Here is an 18841-nt window from a genome sequence, read left to right as displayed (position 1 = left end):
TGACTCGGTGTGCCTGCCGCTGCACACTGGGAGATTTATCCTTTTTTTTCGACGCTTTTAGCCCCGTATTCAGTTAGACAAACTAACTGAACACTCCTTTCTTGTTTATTTTAGCTTGATTTTTATTTTCCTAATATTTGTTTCAAATAATCAATTTTGGCAAAATCTTTGCGATTGTTGTTGTCTGCTCGATAAGAATCTTTGGATGAGGCTTGGTAGATTTTGAGGTACTGTTCAAGACTAGGCAGATAGTAATGAACTCCTTCATCTTCTACTTCCTCCAAGTCTTCTAGTGCAACACCTGCAAAACTTGGCAGAGAATCAAGGCCACCAAACTCAACAGAGCATCCATCCTTTTGAAACTCATGTTCATGGCGATCGACTAGATGATAGCCCAGCTTTTCCATAATGACATTGAGCTCATCAAAACGATAAATTCTCTCTTCATCAGGTGCTTCCCAGCCACGAGGATCACTAGGAACATGGATATCCAAATCCCTTGCCTGCCACGAACACTCAGTCCGCACTTCAAGGCCAACAGAACCCATTAGAAGGGGTGTAATGCCGATTGCATTCAACTCCCTAGCAATCTCTAAAAACAGGTGATACATCTTACAAATCTTCTGCTTTCAATGGTTTAACGTCTTTGAGCAGTGGGTGGTTTTTGTCTGCTTCTGAAACTTCTGCTTCTTCCAAGTTTTCCCATGTGATGCCAAGGGCCGGATCAGCGTAATTAACAAAAGCATACTTAGGTTTGAGTTCTAATGCCCAATAATCGTTGACGAGGTAGCTGTAAGCAACCTTATCAGATAAAACTTGAAAACCATTGGCCACACCACGGGGAACAAAAATCCCTTTAGAAGCATCAATAACCGTTTGATAGACATGGCCAAAGCTATCACCTTCTCGAAGGTCAACCCATGAACCCAGAACTTTCCCCTCGTCAGCGACTGAAATATACTTATCCCAAGGTTCTGCGTGAAGACCGCGCAAAACATTTTTGCGAGAAAAAGAAACGTTGTTTTGCAGCTTACCTTCTGCAAAGAAGCTTTCTGGAAAGCCAAGAGGAATCATCTTTTCCTTTTGGAAGTTTTCCTTGAACCAGCCGCGATTGTCACCGTGAACTGGGATATCAAATTCCAGCATACCAGGGATTGCTTCAACTTTACGAGCGGCTAATTCTTTTTCAAAAAATTGTTCAGTCATTAGGCTTCTCCAATCAAACGGAGTAAATATTGTCCGTATTCATTTTTCTTGAGCGGCTGTGCCAATTCGCGCACATCATCAGCTGTAATATAACCCATACGATAGGCAATTTCTTCAAGATTAGCCACCTGCAGATTTTGCATGCGCTGCACTGTTTCGATATACTGAGCCGCTTCCAGCAAGCTTTCATGAGTTCCAGTATCCAACCAGGCAAAACCACGTTCCATAACCTCTACAGAAAGATCACCGCGCTCAAGATAAGCCTTGTTAACATCTGTGATTTCCAGCTCTCCACGCGCACTTGGCTTGATATTTTTAGCAATCTCAATGACATCATTGTCATAGAAGTACAAACCTGTCACAGCATAATGAGACTTAGGATGTTCTGGTTTTTCTTCAATGGAAACAGCATTCATATTCTCATCAAATTCAACAACCCCAAAACGTTCTGGATCTTTGACTTGGTAACCAAAAACAGTTGCTCCCTTTTCCTTGCTGGCTGCCTTTTGCAGCATGCGGCTAAGGCCAGGACCGTAATAAATATTATCTCCTAAAATAAGGGCCACATTGTCATCACCAATAAATTCTTCACCAATAATAAAGGCTTGGGCAAGACCATCTGGACTTGGCTGTTCAGCATAGGAAAGTTTAATACCAAATTCTGAGCCGTCTTGAAGCAGCTCTTCAAAACGCGGTAAATCCTGAGGTGTCGAAATAATTAAAATGTCTTTGATTCCTGCTAACATTAAAGTTGAAAGCGGATAATAAATCATTGGTTTATCATAAACCGGCATGAGTTGTTTTGAAGCAGCGCGAGTCAGTGGATACAGGCGTGTTCCAGAGCCTCCTGCAAGAATAATACCCTTCATTATAGGTCTCCTCTTTATATTTAATCATCTTACATTTTATCATTTTTTGTTAGCGGTGTCACTAACCACCCTAAAGACATAACAAACACCTTATCAGGAATGTCCAATCCAAGGAGACTACAGTTTTCGTTTTTCTGCTCTATACAGAACTTTTCCAACTTGTCCTCATTTTCCCAGACAAGAAAACACCGGTTTGATCATGAAAATCAACCGGGTAAGCAGCCATTTGTGCAAATCAGCTCTTAAAATTTGCTAAAAGTTCGCTCCTAAATAAGCTAAGTCATATCAGGTCTTAAGGCAGCAGAGCTTAGAAAAGCAAGAACAGCCTTATTGTTTATTAAAATTTCCTATTGCTTCGCTTAAGACAAGCTTCTTCTACAAACAAATTTTTTATAAATGATAAAAAGGATTCGTATTGGCCTGGGTGGTCAAAATCTCAATATCCCAGTTATCTTCAGCCTTCCATGCTTCAAATTTGGCGGCTAGTCTCTCAGCGAAGAGGACTTCTATGTGATGTCCCGGATCTAAGGCTAAAAGGCCGTTGGTCAGCATTTCCTGAGCAGTATGGTAATAGATATCTCCAGTGATATAGACCTGAGCCCCTTTAGCTAAAGCTTCCTGATAAAAGCCCTGACCGCTGCCGCCGCAAATAGCAACGCGGGAAATCAAGGGATTTTCCTTGCCGTAAGATACTAAGCGAATACTGTCCAAATGAAAAATCTGTTTAACTTTCATTGCCAAATCTTCAAAAGAAAGCGGTGCAATATCCCCGACACGTCCAATGCCATAGCCATCTTTACTGGGACTTAGAATTTCTCTGTTATCAATATCCAACAAATCGCAAAACCAATCATTGAGACCATCAGGGACAATATCAATATTGGTGTGGCTGACATAGACAGCAATATCATGCTTAATCAAATCAATATAAAGCTGATTTTGCGCAGTCGCTGTTAAATCTTTTAGCGGCCGAAAAATCGGCGCATGCTTAACAATAATCAAATCGGCCTCTTGTTCAATAGCTTCTGCAACCGTACTTTCACGCACATCAAGCGCCAGCATGATGCGCTTAACTTCCTTGTCCAGAGTGCCAATTTGCAAACCAGATATATCGCCTTCAAGAGACAGCCCCTGCGGACAGTAAGCTTCATAACGTTTAATAACTTGCCGTGCTTTCATGCAGCACCTCCTTAATCTGACTTATTTTTGCCTTTACAGCCAGCTGAGCCTCTTCATTTGTCTCAGGAATTTTCACCAAAGCCTGCTCTAATTTAGACAGCTCTTTTTGCCACCTTGCTTTAAAAACAGCTGACAGTTCCTGACGCAAGAAAGGACCAAAGCGCAAATCTGCAGCTGACAGATTCATCTGACCCTGCTCAGCTACTATTATTTCATAGTATTTTTGTTTATCGGTTACCATCTTTTCAGCAGTAATAACAAAACCATTGGCCATCAGCCAAAGGCGCAGCTCATCTTCGCAATTATTAGGCTGCAGAATGAGCTGCTTTACCAAAGACAGCTTAGCCTTGCCTGCTTCTAAAATCTCTGCCATCAGCCGTCCGCCCATGCCGCAAATCGTAATCACATCAATTTTATCTGCTGCCGTAAAAGCTGCTAAGCCATCTGCCAGACGGACATCCACGCGTTCTGATAAACTAGCTTGACCCACATTTTCTACAGCTGAACTGTAAGGACCTTTGGCCACCTCACCGGCTATGGCATAATCAATATGCCCATTTTCCAGCAGATAAAGCGGCAGATAGGCATGATCGCTCCCAACATCAAGAAGCCTTGCACCCTTAGGTACAAAGCTCGCAATTTCCTGTAAACGCTCAGAAAGGTTTATACCCTTCTTTTTATCTTGCATCCGAGTCACTCCATAAATTCATGGCCGACAGAAAATCGTCTGAAACTGTCACATTAGCTGGGTTGGCTTCTTCACGTTCCTGTCGTCTCTCTTCGACTTGACGCAGGGTCGTAATCCCTTCCCGACGCCAATTTCTCAAAATAGCCTGAATGTAATTCCAATTGGTCTTACCATTGAAAACAGCTTCCCGCAGAGCTGCCCGAACAAGGTCAGGATCTGTTTTATCATCTGCAACAGTCTTTTGCAAATCTTCCAGCTCAAAGGGGCTGAGCAGCCGGCCCAGTTCTCTTTCAAAATCTTCGACCAAAGCTTTTAAGACGTTTCCATTGTCAGCATTTGACAGGCTCTTGTCTTGCTTGGACTCTTCCAGCAGGTCATCCAGTTTCTTAAGAGCCAGAGTTGCATCAAAAATGACCTCACTCTCACCGTCCAACTCAATCGTTTTCATGGCTAAAAGTTCCTGACTGATCAGATTTGAAACACAGCGGTTAACCTGAGCTACGGTCTTTCCAACAGCTGCAGCGATTTGGCTAGTGGCAATTTCTTCCATTTTTGTCGTGTTTTGAAGATAGAAAAACTGCCAGACCAAAAAATCCTCTGTGCTGCTGAAAATATCTTTGTAATGAAAAAGCAAGGCACTCGGCAAAACCAAGTTCCCTGACTTATAATGTTGCAAAAAGCTCATAGGACCTCCTTACAGATAGCCATAAAATGAAACATCATTTTCTAACTCCTCCAAGCGATAAGGCGTTTCTTGATAAACTGCGTAATTCAGCCAATTACTAAAGAAAGTTGCCGCAGCAAGGTTCCAGCGCATTTCCGGATAAGATTCAGGATCGTCATCCCGATAATAATTGCTCGGAATGTTAGGCTGTTTACCAGCTTTGAGATCGCGTTTGTACTCATTGCCCAAGGTTTCCCGATCATATTCTAGATGACCAAAGCTATAGACTTCCCGCATGTCGCGGCTGGACAAAATGGACAAGCCTACTTCCTTACCACTAGCAATCACTTCAAGATTTGTCTTATTGATAACATCTTTTAAAAGAACTTCAGTATAGCGCGAATGAGGGGCAAGAAAACGATCATCAAAGCCTCGCATCAAAGGACTGAACGGCTTTTCCACCGTCTGCCAATAAATACCTGAAAGCTTCTCAACCATTTCAGATTTGTCAATACCATAGCGATAGTAAAGCCCTGCCTGAGCCCCCCAACAAAGATGCAGGGTTGAGTAGACATGAGTTTTAGACCACTGAAAAACCTGACAAAGTTCCTCCCAATAATCAACTTGCTCAAAAGGTATCGTCTCCACAGGTGCACCAGTGATAATCAAGCCGTCATAAAATTTCCCTCTGATATCCTTTAAAGTTTTATAAAAGGTCTTCATATGCTCAGCCTGTGTATTTTTAGAATGGTGGCTGGCCATGTACAAAAAGTCCACGCTCATCTGCAAGGGAGTATTGGCCAAGAGCCTCAACAGCTGAGTTTCTGTTGCTACCTTGGTCGGCATCAAGTTCAAAATCAACATGCTCATGGGCCGAATATCCTGGTGAATGGCTCGTTTATCATCCATGACGAAGATATTTTCAGACTTTAGAATATCCACCGCAGGTAATTTTTTATCAAGAGTAATTGGCATGAAAATATCCCCATTTCTACAATATCTATCTTAATATTATAAAGCAGGGAGATATAGTTTTCAAATATATAATTTCTCTAGTTAGATATAGCAAACAGCTATAAGTCAGCCTTAATAATGAATGAGTACCTTATAATCATAATCGCCAATAGCCTTGCGGCCTCCCAGCTCATCCAGCTCAATCAGAAAGGCACAGCCAGCAACAATTCCTCCCAGCCTTTCAATCATTTCAATCGTTGCCTTAACGGTTCCGCCAGTTGCCAAAAGGTCATCAACAATCAGCACGCGCTGGCCAGGTTTGATAGCATCCGCATGCATAGTCAGAGTATCAATACCATATTCTTTTTCATAATTAGCTTCAATCACTTCGCGCGGAAGCTTGCCAGGCTTACGGACCGGAGCAAAACCTACTCCCAACTCATAAGCCACCGGGCAGCCAACAATAAAGCCGCGCGCTTCTGGACCGACAATCATATCAATCTTTTTGTCTGTCGCGTATTGAACAATTTCACGAACAGCATAGCTATAAGCATTCCCATTAGCCATCAAGGGACTGATATCGCGAAAAAGGATCCCTTTTTCCGGGTAATCTTCAATAGTTGCAATGTAATCTTTTAAATCCATTTCCTTACTTTCTAGGGCAATCTGCCAAAAAATCTTTTACTCCTTATTATAGCATGAATTAGTTATTTTAGAAAATATTACTACTAAGACTTGTTGGAATACATACAATTAATTTTCTGATTGTTACCTAAAACTCTCAGCAGTTCTTTGCTGCTGAGAGTTTAATCTTTTTATCTTATTAAGTTAGCAGCGCAGCGCTTTTTAACCAACTGCGCACAAATTAGCTTTGTGCTCTCTTGTTTTTAGGATTCCACCGACAAAATCGACTTACTTTTGATTTTTCGAAGTTAGGTAATCATAAATCTCCTGCGGTGTGCCCAGAGCCATCAGCTCCTGAAATTTTACAAGCCGCTTTAAGTCCTGATAGATGCGGCTTTCAGCAATGTCCCGTTTATCGGCTTCTTTATTGACGGTCATAATACCATCCGTGATGGTGACAAAATCTAGTTCGTCAAAAATTTGAATCATCTTGACGAGGAGAATTTCAGGAATATTGAGATAGCGACTCAGCTCCTTTAGCTTATAACGGACATCAAATTCGGGATACTGGTAAATGGTTTTGTAGAGCTTGGCAAACTGCTCGCGCGTCCCATAACCTGTCAGATAATAACGATGCTTGATGATATTTTTGAAATAAATCGCTTCAAAATCACGATTTTCAAAAAGCGCTAAAAGATCCTCTTCCTTTTCAGGAACTTCCAGCAGAACCACGGCCTTACTAGCCGTTTTATCATCCAAGATAGGCACTGCTTGAGGCAGTGCGCTGCTGCGCGAGCGAATGTCTATTAGCTGAATACCCTCAACCCTTGCATCTACCAGCATGAGCTGAAGACTGGTATTGCCGTTCCACTGATTGACAGATAAGGTCACGGCCAATTCTAAATGCTGAGCCTGCTGAAATTCCTGAACTAAAGCTCCCTGATTAAAAGCAATCAGATCAAATTCTGTTCCTTCCTGAATGAGCCTAAGCTTGAGATGAGCACCGTTTTGCCCCATGGTTCTGGCCTGCTTCACCTTAAAATTCTTTATCAAAAAAACAGGCTTATCATTGTCCATACCAAAAGGCGCCAGCTTTTCCAAACCTTTAACAGTGTCAAAGCTCAGCTGTGACAAAGGAAGCTCGGCATCAATAATCAGCGGGTTCTTCTGAGAGAGATCAATATGGTGTTCTTCAATGTAGGACACGAGGACTTGTTCTAGTTGTTCCAGCCTGTCAGCTTTCAAAGTCATGCCGGCCGCACCGCTGTGCCCGCCAAAGGCCGTAAACAAGTCTCTGTGTTCATTCAAAGCAGCAAAAATATTGACCGTATCCAGACTGCGGGCGCTGCCCTTGGCCAAACCGTTTTCAATATTGAGGACAATCACTGGCTGATTAATTTCTTCCATGATACGTCCTGCGACAATGCCCAGAACACCAGCATGCCAGCCTTCTTTTGCCAAAATCTGAGCAGTTTTTGCTGTGTCTACCATGGCCATGGCTTCATCAAAAATCGTCTGAACGATGGCCTTGCGTTCCTCATTTTTGTCATTAATCATGGCCGCAATCGTACGAGCTTCCTCTTCATCAAAGCCCGTCAGCAGCTCTACAGCAGGATTGGGATCATCCAAGCGGCCTAGAGCATTGAGCTGCGGAGCCACTTTAAAGCCAATGGTCTCCTCGCTAATACTGTCTGCCTGAACACCTGAGAGATCCAGCAATTCCTGTAGGCCAATACGCTCTGTCTGCTTAAGCATTTCCAGACCATATTTGACCATGACGCGGTTTTCATCTGTCAGAGAAACCATATCAGCAATTGTCCCGATAGCTACTAAATCCAGCATTTCCACAGGAACAGACTCTAAAAGAGCCCAGGCCAGCTTAAAGGCAACACCGCAGCCAGCTAAATATTTAAAAGGATAGGCTGCTCCAGGATGTTCAGGATGAACAATAGCATAAGCATCCGGCAGCTCTTGGGGCATGCTGTGGTGATCTGTCACAATGACATCAACATCCTTTTCCTGCGCATAGGCAATCGCCTCTTTGCCAGCAACCCCATTATCTACCGTAATAATTAGAGACACAGCCTGCTGTTCAATGAAATACTGATAGACACTCTTGTTTGGACCGTAACCATCCGTAAAGCGATTAGGAAGATAGACCAGACATTCTGCTCCCATCATCTCTAAGGCCTCTTTGACGATAGAACTGGATGTCATACCGTCAGCATCATAATCGCCGTAAATTAAAATCGTTTCATAGTTTTCAATGGCCTGACGAATCCGCTTCACCGCTTTCTCCATATCGTTTAAAAGATAGGGGTCGTGAAGCTGTGACAAATCAGGGTGTAAAAACTGCTCGAGAGCACTAGCTTCGTTAAGGCCGCGCCCGTAGAGAATTTGGGCAGCCACTTGACTAAGTTTTTCTTTTTTAATCAGTTCAAAAAAGCCATCATCTGGCTTTTCATGCTTTATTTTCCAATCAAATTTGGATGTAATCATTTATAATTAAATACCTTTCTGGCCAAAAAATCCGATAATCTTGGAAAAAGGGTATAGGCCTTGTGTGCTACTTTTAGCGTCCAAGGCAGGTTGAGTTCTCGCTTGTTTTTCCCTAAAAGCGCAATGATTTTCTTTGCAACATCGCTCGGCTGCAGGGTAAATTCTTCGACACTTTTCAAATACGCACCGCTAGGATCGGCCTGATCAAAAAATTTAGTCGCAATCGGGCCGGGATTGACAGTCGTCACATAAACGCCCTTGTCTGCCAGTTCCAAGCGCAGAGCATTGGAAAAACCAATAACGGCAAATTTTGTGGCTGAGTAAATCGTTGACTTGCTCGTCGCAATCAGGCCTGCCATGCTGGCAATATTGACAATATGGCCTGCACCTGCTTCAGCCATTCTTTGGCCGACAAGGCGTGAAAAATTGATGGTCGCCAAAGTGTTAACATCAAACATTTCCCGAATGTCACTGTTTGAAAATTGATCAAAATCCTTAAATTCACCAAAACCAGCATTGTTGATGAAAATATCAATGCGGCCAAATTGCTGATAAATAGTATCAACTATCGCCTTTAGAGCCTCATCATCTGTGATGTCAACTGAAAAACAGGTCACTGGTCTGCGATGGGCATACATGGTTTCCAATTTTTCCTTGTTCCGGCCGAGCAAAATAAGCTGGTCAGCCTGCGGAAGACGCTTAATTATCGCCTCAGCAATTCCTCCGGACGCTCCGGTAATAACAATAACACGTTCTTTCATAGTTTTACTTCTTCTAAGTCCCTGACAACATGGACATTTTCAAAAATTTCCTGAGCATCGCTGCGCATCTTGCTGATGTCTCGTGACAAAAAGCGAGCGCTAATGTGATTGAGCAGCAGTTTCTTGGCCGAAGCTGCTTTAGCTACCTTGGCTGCTTCCATATTAGTTGAATGCCCGTGACGTCTGGCTAATTTTTCATCGCCCTTGCCATAGGTCGACTCGTGAACCAGCACATCTGCACCCAAGCCCAGACGGATACTAGCATCCGTTTTGCGGGTATCTCCCAAAATAGTAATAACTTTCCCTTTTTTAGGAGCTGAAATATAATCTTTGGCAATAATTTTTCTTCCATCTTCCAAGACAATGTCCTGACCGTTTTTGATTTTGCCAAAAAGGGGACCAAAAGGAACTCCTGCTGCTTTTAGCTTTTCAGCATCAAGCGTGCCTTCCAAATCCTTTTGCACCACGCGGTAGCCCACACAAAAAATAGTGTGGTCTAATTTTTCAGCATAAACTGTGAATTTGTCCGTTTCAAGAATCTTTCCCACATGTTTTTCATTAAATTCATGAAAATAAATCCGATAAGGCAGTCGAGCGCCGGAAGTCCGCAAACTAGCCATAACTAAGCTTTTAATACCGACAGGACCGTAAATATCAACATCCGTCTGCTCTTCATTAGCCTGAAAAGCACGGCTTGATAAGAAACCTGGCAAACCAAACACGTGGTCGCCATGCAGATGGGTGATAAAAATTTTTCTGATTTTACGCGGTTTAATCGTTGTTTCTAAAATTTGACGCTGAGTTCCTTCTCCGCAGTCAAACATCCAAATTTCATTGATTTCATCCAAAAGTTTTAAAACGAGACTTGATACATTTCTGGCTTTGGCCGGCTGACCGGCACCAGTTCCTAAAAATTGAATTTCCATACTTACTATACTTTCTATTTATACTTTTCTATACTGGTTAATCTTTAATAATGTAAAGCACAGCCTGACGCTGAACGTAACTGTAATAGCGCTGACCTTGATAGGCCTTAGCCACTTCCATGATTTCTTCCTGATTGAAACTTGAGATTTTAATCGTTCCGTCTTTTAATCTCTGAATATCACTAAGAAGCGCCGAATCTTCTTTAATCTGCTTACTCTCACCCTCTTCAAATGTCAAAGGTTTCATTTTTATGGTCTGAGCATTTACAAAAACCTTATACTGTGGAAAAATCTGAGCCAATTCAAATAAAAGACTGTCAGTAATCGGCTCGTCCTGCTCACTGAAAACCTGAGCGACTTCTTCTTCATTTTCAAAAACAAAGCCATAAGATTTTCCAGACAGATTGAGACGGACAAAAGGCTTTTGCTCGTCAAAAGAAGGTTTATCGGTCAAAAGCTGCAGCTTTTGGCTTATTTCGAAATAATAATCTGTTGCCGCCTTGGGTGATTGCTTTTGATAAATTTCAGCAAAATAGGCATTGATGACACTCGGCGGCGGTGTAATAAAAGCCAGCTTGTCGGCATCAGCCAAAGAAGCCAGTTTATTTTTCAAATAAACCTTGTCCAAGCTAGTAAAGCCACCATACTTAAGGGCTAAGTCAAGATAGTTCAACATAAAAATGCTTCCAGCCTCCACTTGTTTTTTTCTGAAATACAGCCCTTGATTTCCTTGCTGTCTTGTTCAGCATCATAAGACTCAAGCAGGGCTATTTGACTTAAATCATAGAGTTTGTAGGCATTTTCTGGGCTTAGCTTAAAACTGAAGGGCACAAAAATACTCCTTATTTTCTTCAAAATGGCCTGACGCAATATAAAAGCGGCTTCTTTAGACTTGGCTGAAAGACTGACATAAGGATACTGACTGGCTGTAAAATTTTTTGCCTTGTCCATTTTATTATAAACCACTAGCCGTGGAATTGCCATCATATCAAGCTCTGATAAGATATCCAAAACAACCTGTTCTTGCTCTTCGTGATTGGGATCGCTGGCATCAACAACATGCAGCAGCAAATCAACCTGACGACTTTCTTCCAGTGTTGACTTGAAGGCTGCCACAAGTTCAGTCGGTAAATCCTGAATAAAACCAACGGTATCTGTTAAGGTTGCCTGAAAACGATCAAAGAGATAAATCTGTTTGGTCGTTGCATCAAGTGTCGCAAAAAGCTCATCCGCCTCGTACTGTCTATTATCGGTCAAAACATTCATAATGGTTGATTTTCCTGCATTTGTGTAACCAATCAAACCAATCTTAAAAGTCTGCGAGTCCAGTCGTTTTTCACGGATAGTTTCTCGATTTTTAGCCACCGCTTTGATCTGCTTTTCAATGTCTGAAATTTGCCTGCGAATACTGCGGCGATTCAGCTCCAGCTGACTTTCACCAGGACCGCGGCTGCCGATGCCACCGGCCTGACGGCTGAGCATAACGCCTTGTCCGACAAGGCGCGGCAGCATATATTTGAGTTGGGCCAGATGAACCTGAAGCTTTCCTTCATGGCTTCTGGCCCGCATGGCAAAAATGTCTAAAATCAGCTGCATCCGATCAATCACCTTGACCCCAAGTTCTGCCTCCAAATAAGTGTTTTGGCGGGGCGTCAGCCGATTATTGACGATGACCGTATCAATAGCTTCAGCTTCAATTAGCTGCTTAATTTCTTGCAATTTGCCTGAGCCGATAAAGCTTTTACTGTCGTAACGGTCTCTTTTTTGACAATAAGAATGAACGACTTTGGCCCCCGCTGTCTGCGCGAGACTAGCCAGCTCGTCCATGGACATTTCAATGTTTTCACTGTCTGGCAGAGCTGCACCGACAAGAATGACACGCTCTTGTTTTTGACTAGTTTCAATCATTCTTGTCCTTCCCCTCTGCTTTCATAAATTTTCAATTTTTTGTATGACAATGAGACACCAAATTTAACAATTATTATATCACAGCTAAGTAGAAAAGTCAGACAATTTCTCCAGACTTAAATAATTTTATCAGCTCTTAAATAATGTAAAAGATATTTAACCTAAGAAAAAACAGGGGGCAGCCCCTGAAACTGAATTATTGATTTCTATAACTAATCAGCCATTTAAGACCACATAGCTTTTCAATCGTCTTTCAAAAAATCAAGCACTGCCTGATCAATCCTTGTCTTATAATCTGCTGCACTGACCATATAAAAATCAACAGCCATGCGATTTTTAAACCAGGTCAGCTGACGCTTGGCAAAACGCCGGGTATTCTGTTTGATTTGTTCAACCGCTGCTTCCAAACTTAGCTCTCCCGCGAAATAAGGAAAAAGTTCCTTGTAGCCAATACCGCGGCTAGCCTGTGACTGAGGATAGTTCTCATAAAGCCATCTGGCTTCATCTAACAGCCCTTGAGCCAGCATCTGGTCAACGCGCTGATTAATCCTCTCATACAGCCTTTGGCGGTCATCGTTTAGACCGATCAGTAAAAAATCGTACGGTTTCTCATGATTGCGGGCTCCCTGACTGAATCTGTGCAGTTCCAGTGCCCGAGTGGCGCGGCGGCGGTTTAACTCCGGCAGTTCAATGCTATGAGCCTCTAGCAAAGAAAAGAGATTCTGATCTGACAGTTCCTCCAATTCTTTGCGGTAATTTAAAACTTCCTCTTGATTGACCTCACCGCCCAAATGATAGCCTTCTAAAAGACTCTGCAAATACAGTCCCGTCCCGCCGACAATGATCGGGAGGTGGCCGCGCCGCCTGATTGCTTCAACAGCACTCGCCGCTTCCTGGACAAAATCAAAAGCCGAGTAGCCCTCACTGACATCGCGCACATCCAGCAGATGGTGAGGCACTGCTGCCTGTTCGGCTGCGCTCGCTTTGGCCGTTCCGATATCCAGCTTGCGGTAGACCTGCTGACTGTCTCCGCTGATGATTTCTCCCCCATATTTTTGCGCCAGCTCTATGCCTAAAGTTGTTTTGCCGACTGCTGTCGGACCTAAGACCACAAGTATTTTTTCTTTCATGCACTTTTTCCTTGAAAAAAACGGTAATTTTTAAGATAATAATACTATTATAACATATAAAAGGAGTCTTACTTATGGCTAAAAAACATGCATTTGCTAGAGGTCTTGCGACAGGCGTCATCGGTACTGCTGCAACAGTTGCCGGAGCTGTCTTTGCCGTTAAGAAAACAATTATCGATCCAGAAGAAAAGAAAGCTGCCTTTATTGAAGAAAATCGTAAGAAAGCTGCACGCCGCCGCGTTACTCGATAAAACAAGAAAAACCGTCCTCAGGGACGTTTTTTCTTAGCATAAGATAATGAAGGAGAATGGACTTTGACTAAATTAAATGCGGTTAATCTAGGTGAACTGTATAGAGACCTTAGACTGGCCAGGGGACTAAAGATGAAAGATGTGGTTAACAGCAATCTATCACAGTCTCAATTATCTAAATTTGAAAATGGTCAAACGATGCTTTCAGCAGATAAATTGCTCCTTGCCATATCTGCTATTCATCTGAGTTTTTCTGAGTTTGAGCATGCTTATCATCAATATGAAGATAGTTGTTTTTTTAAGCAGGCTAAAATCATTTCAGATCTCCACTCAAACAAAGACGTCGCAGGCTTAGAACGACTTTTAGAAAATGATGAAGGGAACTCTGAGACCTACGACACCTATAATCAGCTTAATAAGCTGGTTATTCAGTGTGCTATTCACAATTTGAAACCGGAATTTATCATTTCAGATCAGGATAAAGAATTCATCGCAGCCTATCTCTACAGTATTGAAGATTGGACAGAATATGAACTCTATATTTTTGGAAATACCTTACAAGTATTATCCAATAATGACCTCATATTTTTAGGAAAAGCTCTCACTGAGAGAGACTCTCTATACTTATCAATCCCCAATAATAAATACCGAACACAGTTAGTTTTTCTAAACATCATCTTTGTATTATTGGAGAGAGAGCAGAGATATGATGCCGATTATTTTATGAAACACTTAGAAAGTATTCTCAATTACCAAGATATGTTCGTAAAGACTGTTCTTACTTTCTTGAGAAAAATTCTCAATTATCAAGAGGGAAAAAGTGTTAGCACAGCAGCTTTAGAACAGTATATTCAGCATGTTAAAGAGCTGGGGCAGGAGGAAGTTGCCGCTTTTCTCCAAGATAATTTAAACAGACTAATAGCATATTAAAAATTTCAAGAAAAGATAAGCATCGAACTTAAATGCTGTTTTGCGCTAATCAAAAAAACGAGCACACTTGCCTTCTGATTAACAGAAGACTAAAGGTGTTCGTTTTTATAATGGTGTTCAAACTTTTGTCCTTGCTGCTCTCACTAAGACGAAACTAATGATGATTAATAACAGAGCATAAGCAATAAAAGCTAAGTAGGCAAGCCATAGGCTGATGGCTGATAACATGGGAAACAGCAAGCTTGTTACAGGCGGTGCTAACACTAAAATAGCATTGATACTGGTAATAATTCCGCCGATTCTGTCTATGGGATAGCGGTTGACCACTTCTGCTGAGAATCTTGGGGAAACAATCCCTAAGAACAGAGCAAGGCAGCCATTCGAAAAGAAAATCAGCCAAATATTATTAAAGATAAAACCTAGCCCTACAAAAAGAATGACTGCATCAGACCAAAGATTAATATAAAAAATGGACCGTTTTCTAAGCACTTTAGCTGTTAAGCTGTTCCCAATAATCATAGCTAGCGTAATAATGCCTGATAAGACTGATATTTTTACGGGGCCGCTTAAAGCAGTTAATTCATTGTTGTTCTTAATAAACAAGGCGAATAGAGGTGTCAGTCCTCCGAAAAATCCATTGAGCATGGACAGCTGAATTAAATTAAGCAGAAAAAGATGATCAGCTGTAAAAGATTTCAAGTTATCTTTGACGACTGAAATAGTATTTCCCCGTTCGAATTTCTTTATCTTGGTCTCATCGTCTTGCAGGGACGGTTTGATTAGGCAATAAAGCATAGCAACCATTAAAAAAACCAAAGCATTTATCAGGGCTAAAGCACTCTCTGTACAAATCGTCAGCAAGACTGCTCCAATAAAGGCTGCAAAAACAGAGACCAGCTGTGTGCCTAAATTGACAAGACCTTGAGCTTTCTCCATGTCGTCTGCTTTTATTAAAATCTTGGTAAAAGGTGAAAACAGAGCCGTCGCGTAATTCCCGCCAATATCCGATAAAAGGTTTAAGCACGAAGCACAAATGACTAATAGCAAAGTGGGAGGATACCTAAATATAAGTCCAATGCAGCAATACAAAGCTGCTCTAACAAGTGAACTAGTCACTAATTGATCTAGTTTTTTCTGCTGTTTATCAGCAATCACACCTAGGAATAAACTAATCAAAATAGGAAGGGTCTCTGAGGCTGACACAATCATTACAGCAAAGCTGCTGTTCGGTAATGAAGTTGCTGCAGCCAGCATTGCTGTATAAAACAGCCTGTCTCCAATTTTTGATACTAAATTAATTCCTGTTAATCGTGCAAACAGTCTATTCCTCTTTAAGAACTTTAACATAGATGATTCCCCCCAGTTAAGTTATAGATTTGAATAATAGGACTTTGTTCCGCTGTCATAATCCTATCCCTTTAGCCAGTCTGAGCCCTTTAGTGAATACAGTGATTTGCTCTAATGTCACATTTGTCACTTCAAGCTCTTATGATGCATACTATCACAAAAAAGGGGCTAAGCAGCTTATATTCAAATATGAATTTATTTTATATTTGAAGGAATAAACGATTAAATGCCTATGCAAAAAATTACTAATAGCTCCAATCTCTCACTGTTTGCTGGTACCTGAGCAAACCGCCTTTTGATTTTTTCTTGACTATTGCCTGTCAATGTGGGAAAATATTTCTATCAAATGAAAGGGGTTACATTATGATCATTGGTGTACCTAAGGAAATTAAAAACAATGAAAACCGAGTGGGGCTGACGCCAGCTGGTGTGCTTACACTCAAACAAGCTGGTCACGAAGTCTGGGTTGAAAAGGATGCGGGCCTTGGATCCGGTTTTAGCGATACAGAATACCAAGAGCAGGGAGCTCTTATCAGATCTACAGCCCAGGAAGCTTGGGCAGCTGATATGGTCATCAAGGTTAAAGAACCTTTAGAAAGTGAATACCAGTTTTTCCGCCCAGGACTCTTGCTTTTTACTTACTTGCACTTAGCACCAGCACCAGAGCTGACGCAGGCTCTGATTGATGGGGACGTGATTGCAATCGGCTACGAAACTGTTGTTGACAAGGGTACACTTCCGCTGCTCAATCCTATGAGTGAGGTAGCAGGACGCATGGCCACTCAGCTCGGCGCCCAGTTCCTCACTAAAATCGAAGGCGGCTCGGGTATTCTTCTCGGCGGCGTTCCCGGTGTTAAAAAAGGCCATGCAGTCATCATCGGCGGCGGCAATGTTGGCGTTAATGCTGCACAGATGGCTGTCGGGCTTGGTGCCAAAGTTACTATTATTGATGTCAATCCAAAACGTCTGGCTGAGCTGGACGCTCAGTTTGACGGTAAGGTACAGACACTGATGTCCAATCCGCTCAATATTGCAGAAAGTGTTAAAGATGCAGACCTCCTCATCGGAGCAGTTTTAATTCCAGGAGCACGCGCACCAAAACTTGTCACCAAAGAAATGGTCGCACAAATGAGAGCTGGTTCTGTCATCATTGATGTCGCTGTCGATCAGGGCGGTATCATTGAAACAGCCGACCGTGTAACAACTCATGACGATCCAACCTATCTGGTTGACGGAGTTGTTCACTATGCCGTAGCCAACATGCCGGGAGCTGTCGCTCGCACGTCTACTCTCGCTCTGACAAATGCGACCCTGCCTTATGCCCTTGAACTTGCTAATAAAGGTGCTGATAAAGCTGTCGCTGAAAGCACAGCCCTGCGTACAGGACTGAACATCTATCGCGGCAAAGTCACCAATAAGGCCGTTGCAGACTCGCTCGGTTTGGAATACAGCGATTTATAATAACAAAAACCACGAACCTTCCCAAGCCTTTAGAGTTGGTGAGAAGCTTCGTGGTTTTTTTGAGTGTTTGCGGATTTCTATTTTTGAGTTTTTAAATGCCAGCCTTATTTTCCTAAGGCCATTTCGGAAAGAGAATGCTTCAAGAGGCTGGGCAGTCGCTCACAAAACGGTGTAATCTAGGAAAATTACGTGTAAAAACTCGTCCAGTATTCCTGTTTTAGAATAAGCTCATGACGTAGTAGTACTGGGCAAACGCAGATTACTTTTTTTCTGTTGTCAATGCTTTTAAAAAATCAGTAATTTCTGTGGCAAAAATCGTTGGCATTTCAGTGTTTAAGAGATGTCCGCCTTTTTTTATGACAGCAAGTTTGGCATGGGGAATCAACTCTGCCATTTCTTTTGCAGGCAAAAGATTAGGCTTGTCCCTTTGCCCGCAGAGAATCAAGGTTGGTAGCTGGATATGTTTGATCCTTTCGCTTAAATCAAGATTGGACATGGACTTTAAAAAGGTAAGGAAAGGCCTTTTAGCTACTCCCCGTTTTTTAAAAACCGACTGGGGCAGGAGCTGAAAGACTAGCAGCTGCAGTTTATAAAGAAAATTTCCTTTCAAACGGTACTGCGCGCCAGAGATGATAAGACCTTTGAGATGCATAAAGTGATACTGACTCAATGCCAGAGCCAGTACACCGCCCAAGGATAAACCAATTAAAATAAAATCTTCTTCTATCTCTTGGAGACTGTTAGCCACCTGCTCTGTCAAGATCGCAAAATTTTCAGGCATTTTTCCATCTTCAAATAACTCTAAGGCCAAGCAGTCCTGATGAGGCAGGGCTGCTGTCACATCATCCCAAACCGTCTTGTCCTGTCCCAAGCCGTGCAAAAAGATTAGCTTCATGGCTCATACTCCTTCGGTCACATCTATCCAATAACGCTTCATCATATCCCCTGTAGACTCATCCAGACGGCTGTCTTCATAGACACCGCCATTGGCTACAATCGTGCGTTCAGAGCCAATATTTCCGTCTGCACAGGTCAGCAAAACCTTTTCAATGCCTAATTTCTTAGCTTCTAACAACGCCAAACGTAGCTGCTCTTTAGCATAGCCTTTCTGACGTTCATCGGGTCGAATGGAATAGCCAATGTGTCCTGAAACATTAAGCAAGCCTAAACTATTGAGATAGTGTCTGACATTGCAAATGCCAACCATCCGCTTATCGGACGGGCGAATGCAGAGAAAAGCTGTCGCTGTCCAGCCTTCTGCCGCCGGTTTATCCCTTGACAATTTTTCTAAGTAGACCATCCAGTCAGACATCTTATCAAATCGATCAAGACCAGCTCCGCCGTGCATGTGCTCATCTTTAAAAGCTTCCTTATAAGCCAGTAATTCCTCTTCCCAGTCAAGACTGGGACGGACTAAGATTAGGTTTTCAGTCATTGGTTTGCT

Annotated in this window: 20 protein-coding genes; 3 read left to right on the top strand and 17 right to left on the bottom strand. The window is 42.3% G+C overall.

Going from position 1 to position 18841, the window contains the following annotated elements; genetic code table 11:
* Nucleotides 1-122: 122 nt before the first annotated feature.
* From SCSH_RS06205 to miaA, 14 genes are all read right to left on the bottom strand, one after another.
* Nucleotides 123-611 (bottom strand): hypothetical protein, encoded by a 489-nt coding sequence (locus SCSH_RS06205; protein ID WP_057491027.1) that lies wholly within the window; start codon nucleotides 609-611, stop codon nucleotides 123-125.
* A gap of 1 nt (nucleotide 612) precedes the next feature.
* On the bottom strand, nucleotides 613-1206 hold the full coding sequence (locus SCSH_RS06200) for a dTDP-4-dehydrorhamnose 3,5-epimerase family protein (protein ID WP_057491026.1): 594 nt from the start codon (nucleotides 1204-1206) through the stop codon (nucleotides 613-615).
* Nucleotides 1206-2075: a glucose-1-phosphate thymidylyltransferase RfbA gene (gene rfbA / locus SCSH_RS06195; RefSeq protein WP_057491025.1), complete on the bottom strand. Its 870-nt coding sequence runs from the start codon at nucleotides 2073-2075 to the stop codon at nucleotides 1206-1208. The genes SCSH_RS06200 and rfbA overlap by 1 nt, the downstream gene beginning before the upstream one ends.
* Nucleotides 2076-2465: 390 nt before the next feature.
* Nucleotides 2466-3254 (bottom strand): Nif3-like dinuclear metal center hexameric protein, encoded by a 789-nt coding sequence (locus tag SCSH_RS06190; RefSeq protein WP_057491024.1) that lies wholly within the window; start codon nucleotides 3252-3254, stop codon nucleotides 2466-2468.
* A complete protein-coding gene (locus SCSH_RS06185; RefSeq protein ID WP_057491023.1) occupies nucleotides 3232-3942 on the bottom strand; it encodes a tRNA (adenine(22)-N(1))-methyltransferase in 711 nt (236 codons plus the stop codon). Before SCSH_RS06185 ends, SCSH_RS06190 begins: the two co-directional genes overlap by 23 nt.
* Nucleotides 3932-4627 (bottom strand): DnaD domain-containing protein, encoded by a 696-nt coding sequence (locus SCSH_RS06180; RefSeq protein WP_057491022.1) that lies wholly within the window; start codon nucleotides 4625-4627, stop codon nucleotides 3932-3934. Before SCSH_RS06180 ends, SCSH_RS06185 begins: the two co-directional genes overlap by 11 nt.
* A 9-nt stretch (nucleotides 4628-4636) precedes the next feature.
* Complete coding sequence (gene metA / locus SCSH_RS06175; RefSeq protein WP_057491021.1) at nucleotides 4637-5581, bottom strand: homoserine O-acetyltransferase MetA; 945 nt, start codon at nucleotides 5579-5581, stop codon at nucleotides 4637-4639.
* A 111-nt stretch (nucleotides 5582-5692) separates the two neighbouring features.
* Complete coding sequence (locus SCSH_RS06170; protein ID WP_057491020.1) at nucleotides 5693-6205, bottom strand: adenine phosphoribosyltransferase; 513 nt, start codon at nucleotides 6203-6205, stop codon at nucleotides 5693-5695.
* A 267-nt stretch (nucleotides 6206-6472) separates the two neighbouring features.
* Nucleotides 6473-8683 (bottom strand): single-stranded-DNA-specific exonuclease RecJ, encoded by a 2211-nt coding sequence (gene recJ / locus SCSH_RS06165; RefSeq protein WP_057491019.1) that lies wholly within the window; start codon nucleotides 8681-8683, stop codon nucleotides 6473-6475.
* The gene (locus SCSH_RS06160) at nucleotides 8680-9444 is read right to left on the bottom strand and encodes an SDR family NAD(P)-dependent oxidoreductase (RefSeq protein ID WP_057491018.1); all 765 of its coding nucleotides are present in this window, start codon (nucleotides 9442-9444) and stop codon (nucleotides 8680-8682) included. The genes recJ and SCSH_RS06160 overlap by 4 nt, the downstream gene beginning before the upstream one ends.
* On the bottom strand, nucleotides 9441-10370 hold the full coding sequence (rnz, locus tag SCSH_RS06155; RefSeq protein ID WP_057491017.1) for a ribonuclease Z: 930 nt from the start codon (nucleotides 10368-10370) through the stop codon (nucleotides 9441-9443). The genes SCSH_RS06160 and rnz overlap by 4 nt, the downstream gene beginning before the upstream one ends.
* Nucleotides 10371-10407: 37 nt before the next feature.
* The gene (locus SCSH_RS06150) at nucleotides 10408-11043 is read right to left on the bottom strand and encodes a cystathionine beta-lyase (protein ID WP_193743687.1); all 636 of its coding nucleotides are present in this window, start codon (nucleotides 11041-11043) and stop codon (nucleotides 10408-10410) included.
* On the bottom strand, nucleotides 11040-12278 hold the full coding sequence (gene hflX / locus SCSH_RS06145) for a GTPase HflX (protein WP_057491015.1): 1239 nt from the start codon (nucleotides 12276-12278) through the stop codon (nucleotides 11040-11042). The genes SCSH_RS06150 and hflX overlap by 4 nt, the downstream gene beginning before the upstream one ends.
* Before the next feature lie 242 nt (nucleotides 12279-12520).
* Nucleotides 12521-13408 carry a tRNA (adenosine(37)-N6)-dimethylallyltransferase MiaA gene (gene miaA / locus SCSH_RS06140; RefSeq protein WP_057491014.1) on the bottom strand — a complete coding sequence of 296 codons (888 nt, stop codon included), beginning with the start codon at nucleotides 13406-13408 and terminating at the stop codon, nucleotides 12521-12523.
* A gap of 74 nt (nucleotides 13409-13482) precedes the next feature.
* Between miaA and SCSH_RS10915 the strand changes: the two genes are divergently transcribed.
* Complete coding sequence (locus SCSH_RS10915; protein ID WP_002263068.1) at nucleotides 13483-13659, top strand: DUF3042 family protein; 177 nt, start codon at nucleotides 13483-13485, stop codon at nucleotides 13657-13659.
* A 63-nt stretch (nucleotides 13660-13722) separates the two neighbouring features.
* On the top strand, nucleotides 13723-14589 hold the full coding sequence (locus tag SCSH_RS06135) for an Rgg/GadR/MutR family transcriptional regulator (protein ID WP_057491013.1): 867 nt from the start codon (nucleotides 13723-13725) through the stop codon (nucleotides 14587-14589).
* Nucleotides 14590-14706: 117 nt separating this feature from the next.
* On the opposite strand, the gene SCSH_RS06130 is transcribed toward SCSH_RS06135, so the two are convergent.
* Nucleotides 14707-15936 carry an MFS transporter gene (locus tag SCSH_RS06130; RefSeq protein ID WP_057491012.1) on the bottom strand — a complete coding sequence of 410 codons (1230 nt, stop codon included), beginning with the start codon at nucleotides 15934-15936 and terminating at the stop codon, nucleotides 14707-14709.
* 363 nt (nucleotides 15937-16299) lie between these two features.
* On the opposite strand from SCSH_RS06130, the gene ald reads away from it, so the two are divergent.
* Entirely contained in the window at nucleotides 16300-17397 is a 1098-nt protein-coding gene (gene ald, locus SCSH_RS06125) for an alanine dehydrogenase (protein WP_057491011.1), read from the top strand.
* A gap of 259 nt (nucleotides 17398-17656) precedes the next feature.
* Here ald and SCSH_RS06120 read toward each other — a convergent pair whose 3' ends face one another.
* Entirely contained in the window at nucleotides 17657-18292 is a 636-nt protein-coding gene (locus tag SCSH_RS06120; protein WP_057491010.1) for an alpha/beta fold hydrolase, read from the bottom strand.
* 3 nt (nucleotides 18293-18295) lie between these two features.
* Nucleotides 18296-18832, bottom strand: coding sequence for a GNAT family N-acetyltransferase (locus tag SCSH_RS06115; protein ID WP_057491009.1), 537 nt, complete (start codon nucleotides 18830-18832; stop codon nucleotides 18296-18298).
* Nucleotides 18833-18841: the final 9 nt, after the last annotated feature.

The sequence above is a fragment of the Streptococcus orisasini genome, assembly GCF_001431045.1.
GTDB classification, from domain to species: domain Bacteria; phylum Bacillota; class Bacilli; order Lactobacillales; family Streptococcaceae; genus Streptococcus; species Streptococcus orisasini.
Note: the sequence above shows the minus strand (reverse complement) of the source record. Positions and strands in the feature narration are given on the sequence as shown.

Bases quoted from the DNA above. Each gene is read 5' to 3' on its own strand.
- recJ (WP_057491019.1), bottom strand. From the start codon at position 8,683: ATGATTACATCCAAATTTGATTGGAAAATAAAGCATGAAAAGCCAGAT.
- rnz (WP_057491017.1), bottom strand. From the start codon at position 10,370: ATGGAAATTCAATTTTTAGGAACTGGTGCCGGTCAGCCGGCCAAAGCC.
- SCSH_RS06160 (WP_057491018.1), bottom strand. From the start codon at position 9,444: ATGAAAGAACGTGTTATTGTTATTACCGGAGCGTCCGGAGGAATTGCT.
- miaA (WP_057491014.1), bottom strand. From the start codon at position 13,408: ATGAAAGAAAAAATACTTGTGGTCTTAGGTCCGACAGCAGTCGGCAAA.
- SCSH_RS06205 (WP_057491027.1), bottom strand. From the start codon at position 611: ATGTATCACCTGTTTTTAGAGATTGCTAGGGAGTTGAATGCAATCGGC.
- hflX (WP_057491015.1), bottom strand. From the start codon at position 12,278: ATGATTGAAACTAGTCAAAAACAAGAGCGTGTCATTCTTGTCGGTGCA.
- SCSH_RS06130 (WP_057491012.1), bottom strand. From the start codon at position 15,936: ATGTTAAAGTTCTTAAAGAGGAATAGACTGTTTGCACGATTAACAGGA.
- ald (WP_057491011.1), top strand. From the start codon at position 16,300: ATGATCATTGGTGTACCTAAGGAAATTAAAAACAATGAAAACCGAGTG.
- SCSH_RS06200 (WP_057491026.1), bottom strand. From the start codon at position 1,206: ATGACTGAACAATTTTTTGAAAAAGAATTAGCCGCTCGTAAAGTTGAA.
- SCSH_RS06185 (WP_057491023.1), bottom strand. From the start codon at position 3,942: ATGCAAGATAAAAAGAAGGGTATAAACCTTTCTGAGCGTTTACAGGAA.
- SCSH_RS10915 (WP_002263068.1), top strand. From the start codon at position 13,483: ATGGCTAAAAAACATGCATTTGCTAGAGGTCTTGCGACAGGCGTCATC.
- metA (WP_057491021.1), bottom strand. From the start codon at position 5,581: ATGCCAATTACTCTTGATAAAAAATTACCTGCGGTGGATATTCTAAAG.
- SCSH_RS06120 (WP_057491010.1), bottom strand. From the start codon at position 18,292: ATGAAGCTAATCTTTTTGCACGGCTTGGGACAGGACAAGACGGTTTGG.
- SCSH_RS06170 (WP_057491020.1), bottom strand. From the start codon at position 6,205: ATGGATTTAAAAGATTACATTGCAACTATTGAAGATTACCCGGAAAAA.
- SCSH_RS06190 (WP_057491024.1), bottom strand. From the start codon at position 3,254: ATGAAAGCACGGCAAGTTATTAAACGTTATGAAGCTTACTGTCCGCAG.
- SCSH_RS06180 (WP_057491022.1), bottom strand. From the start codon at position 4,627: ATGAGCTTTTTGCAACATTATAAGTCAGGGAACTTGGTTTTGCCGAGT.
- rfbA (WP_057491025.1), bottom strand. From the start codon at position 2,075: ATGAAGGGTATTATTCTTGCAGGAGGCTCTGGAACACGCCTGTATCCA.
- SCSH_RS06115 (WP_057491009.1), bottom strand. From the start codon at position 18,832: ATGACTGAAAACCTAATCTTAGTCCGTCCCAGTCTTGACTGGGAAGAG.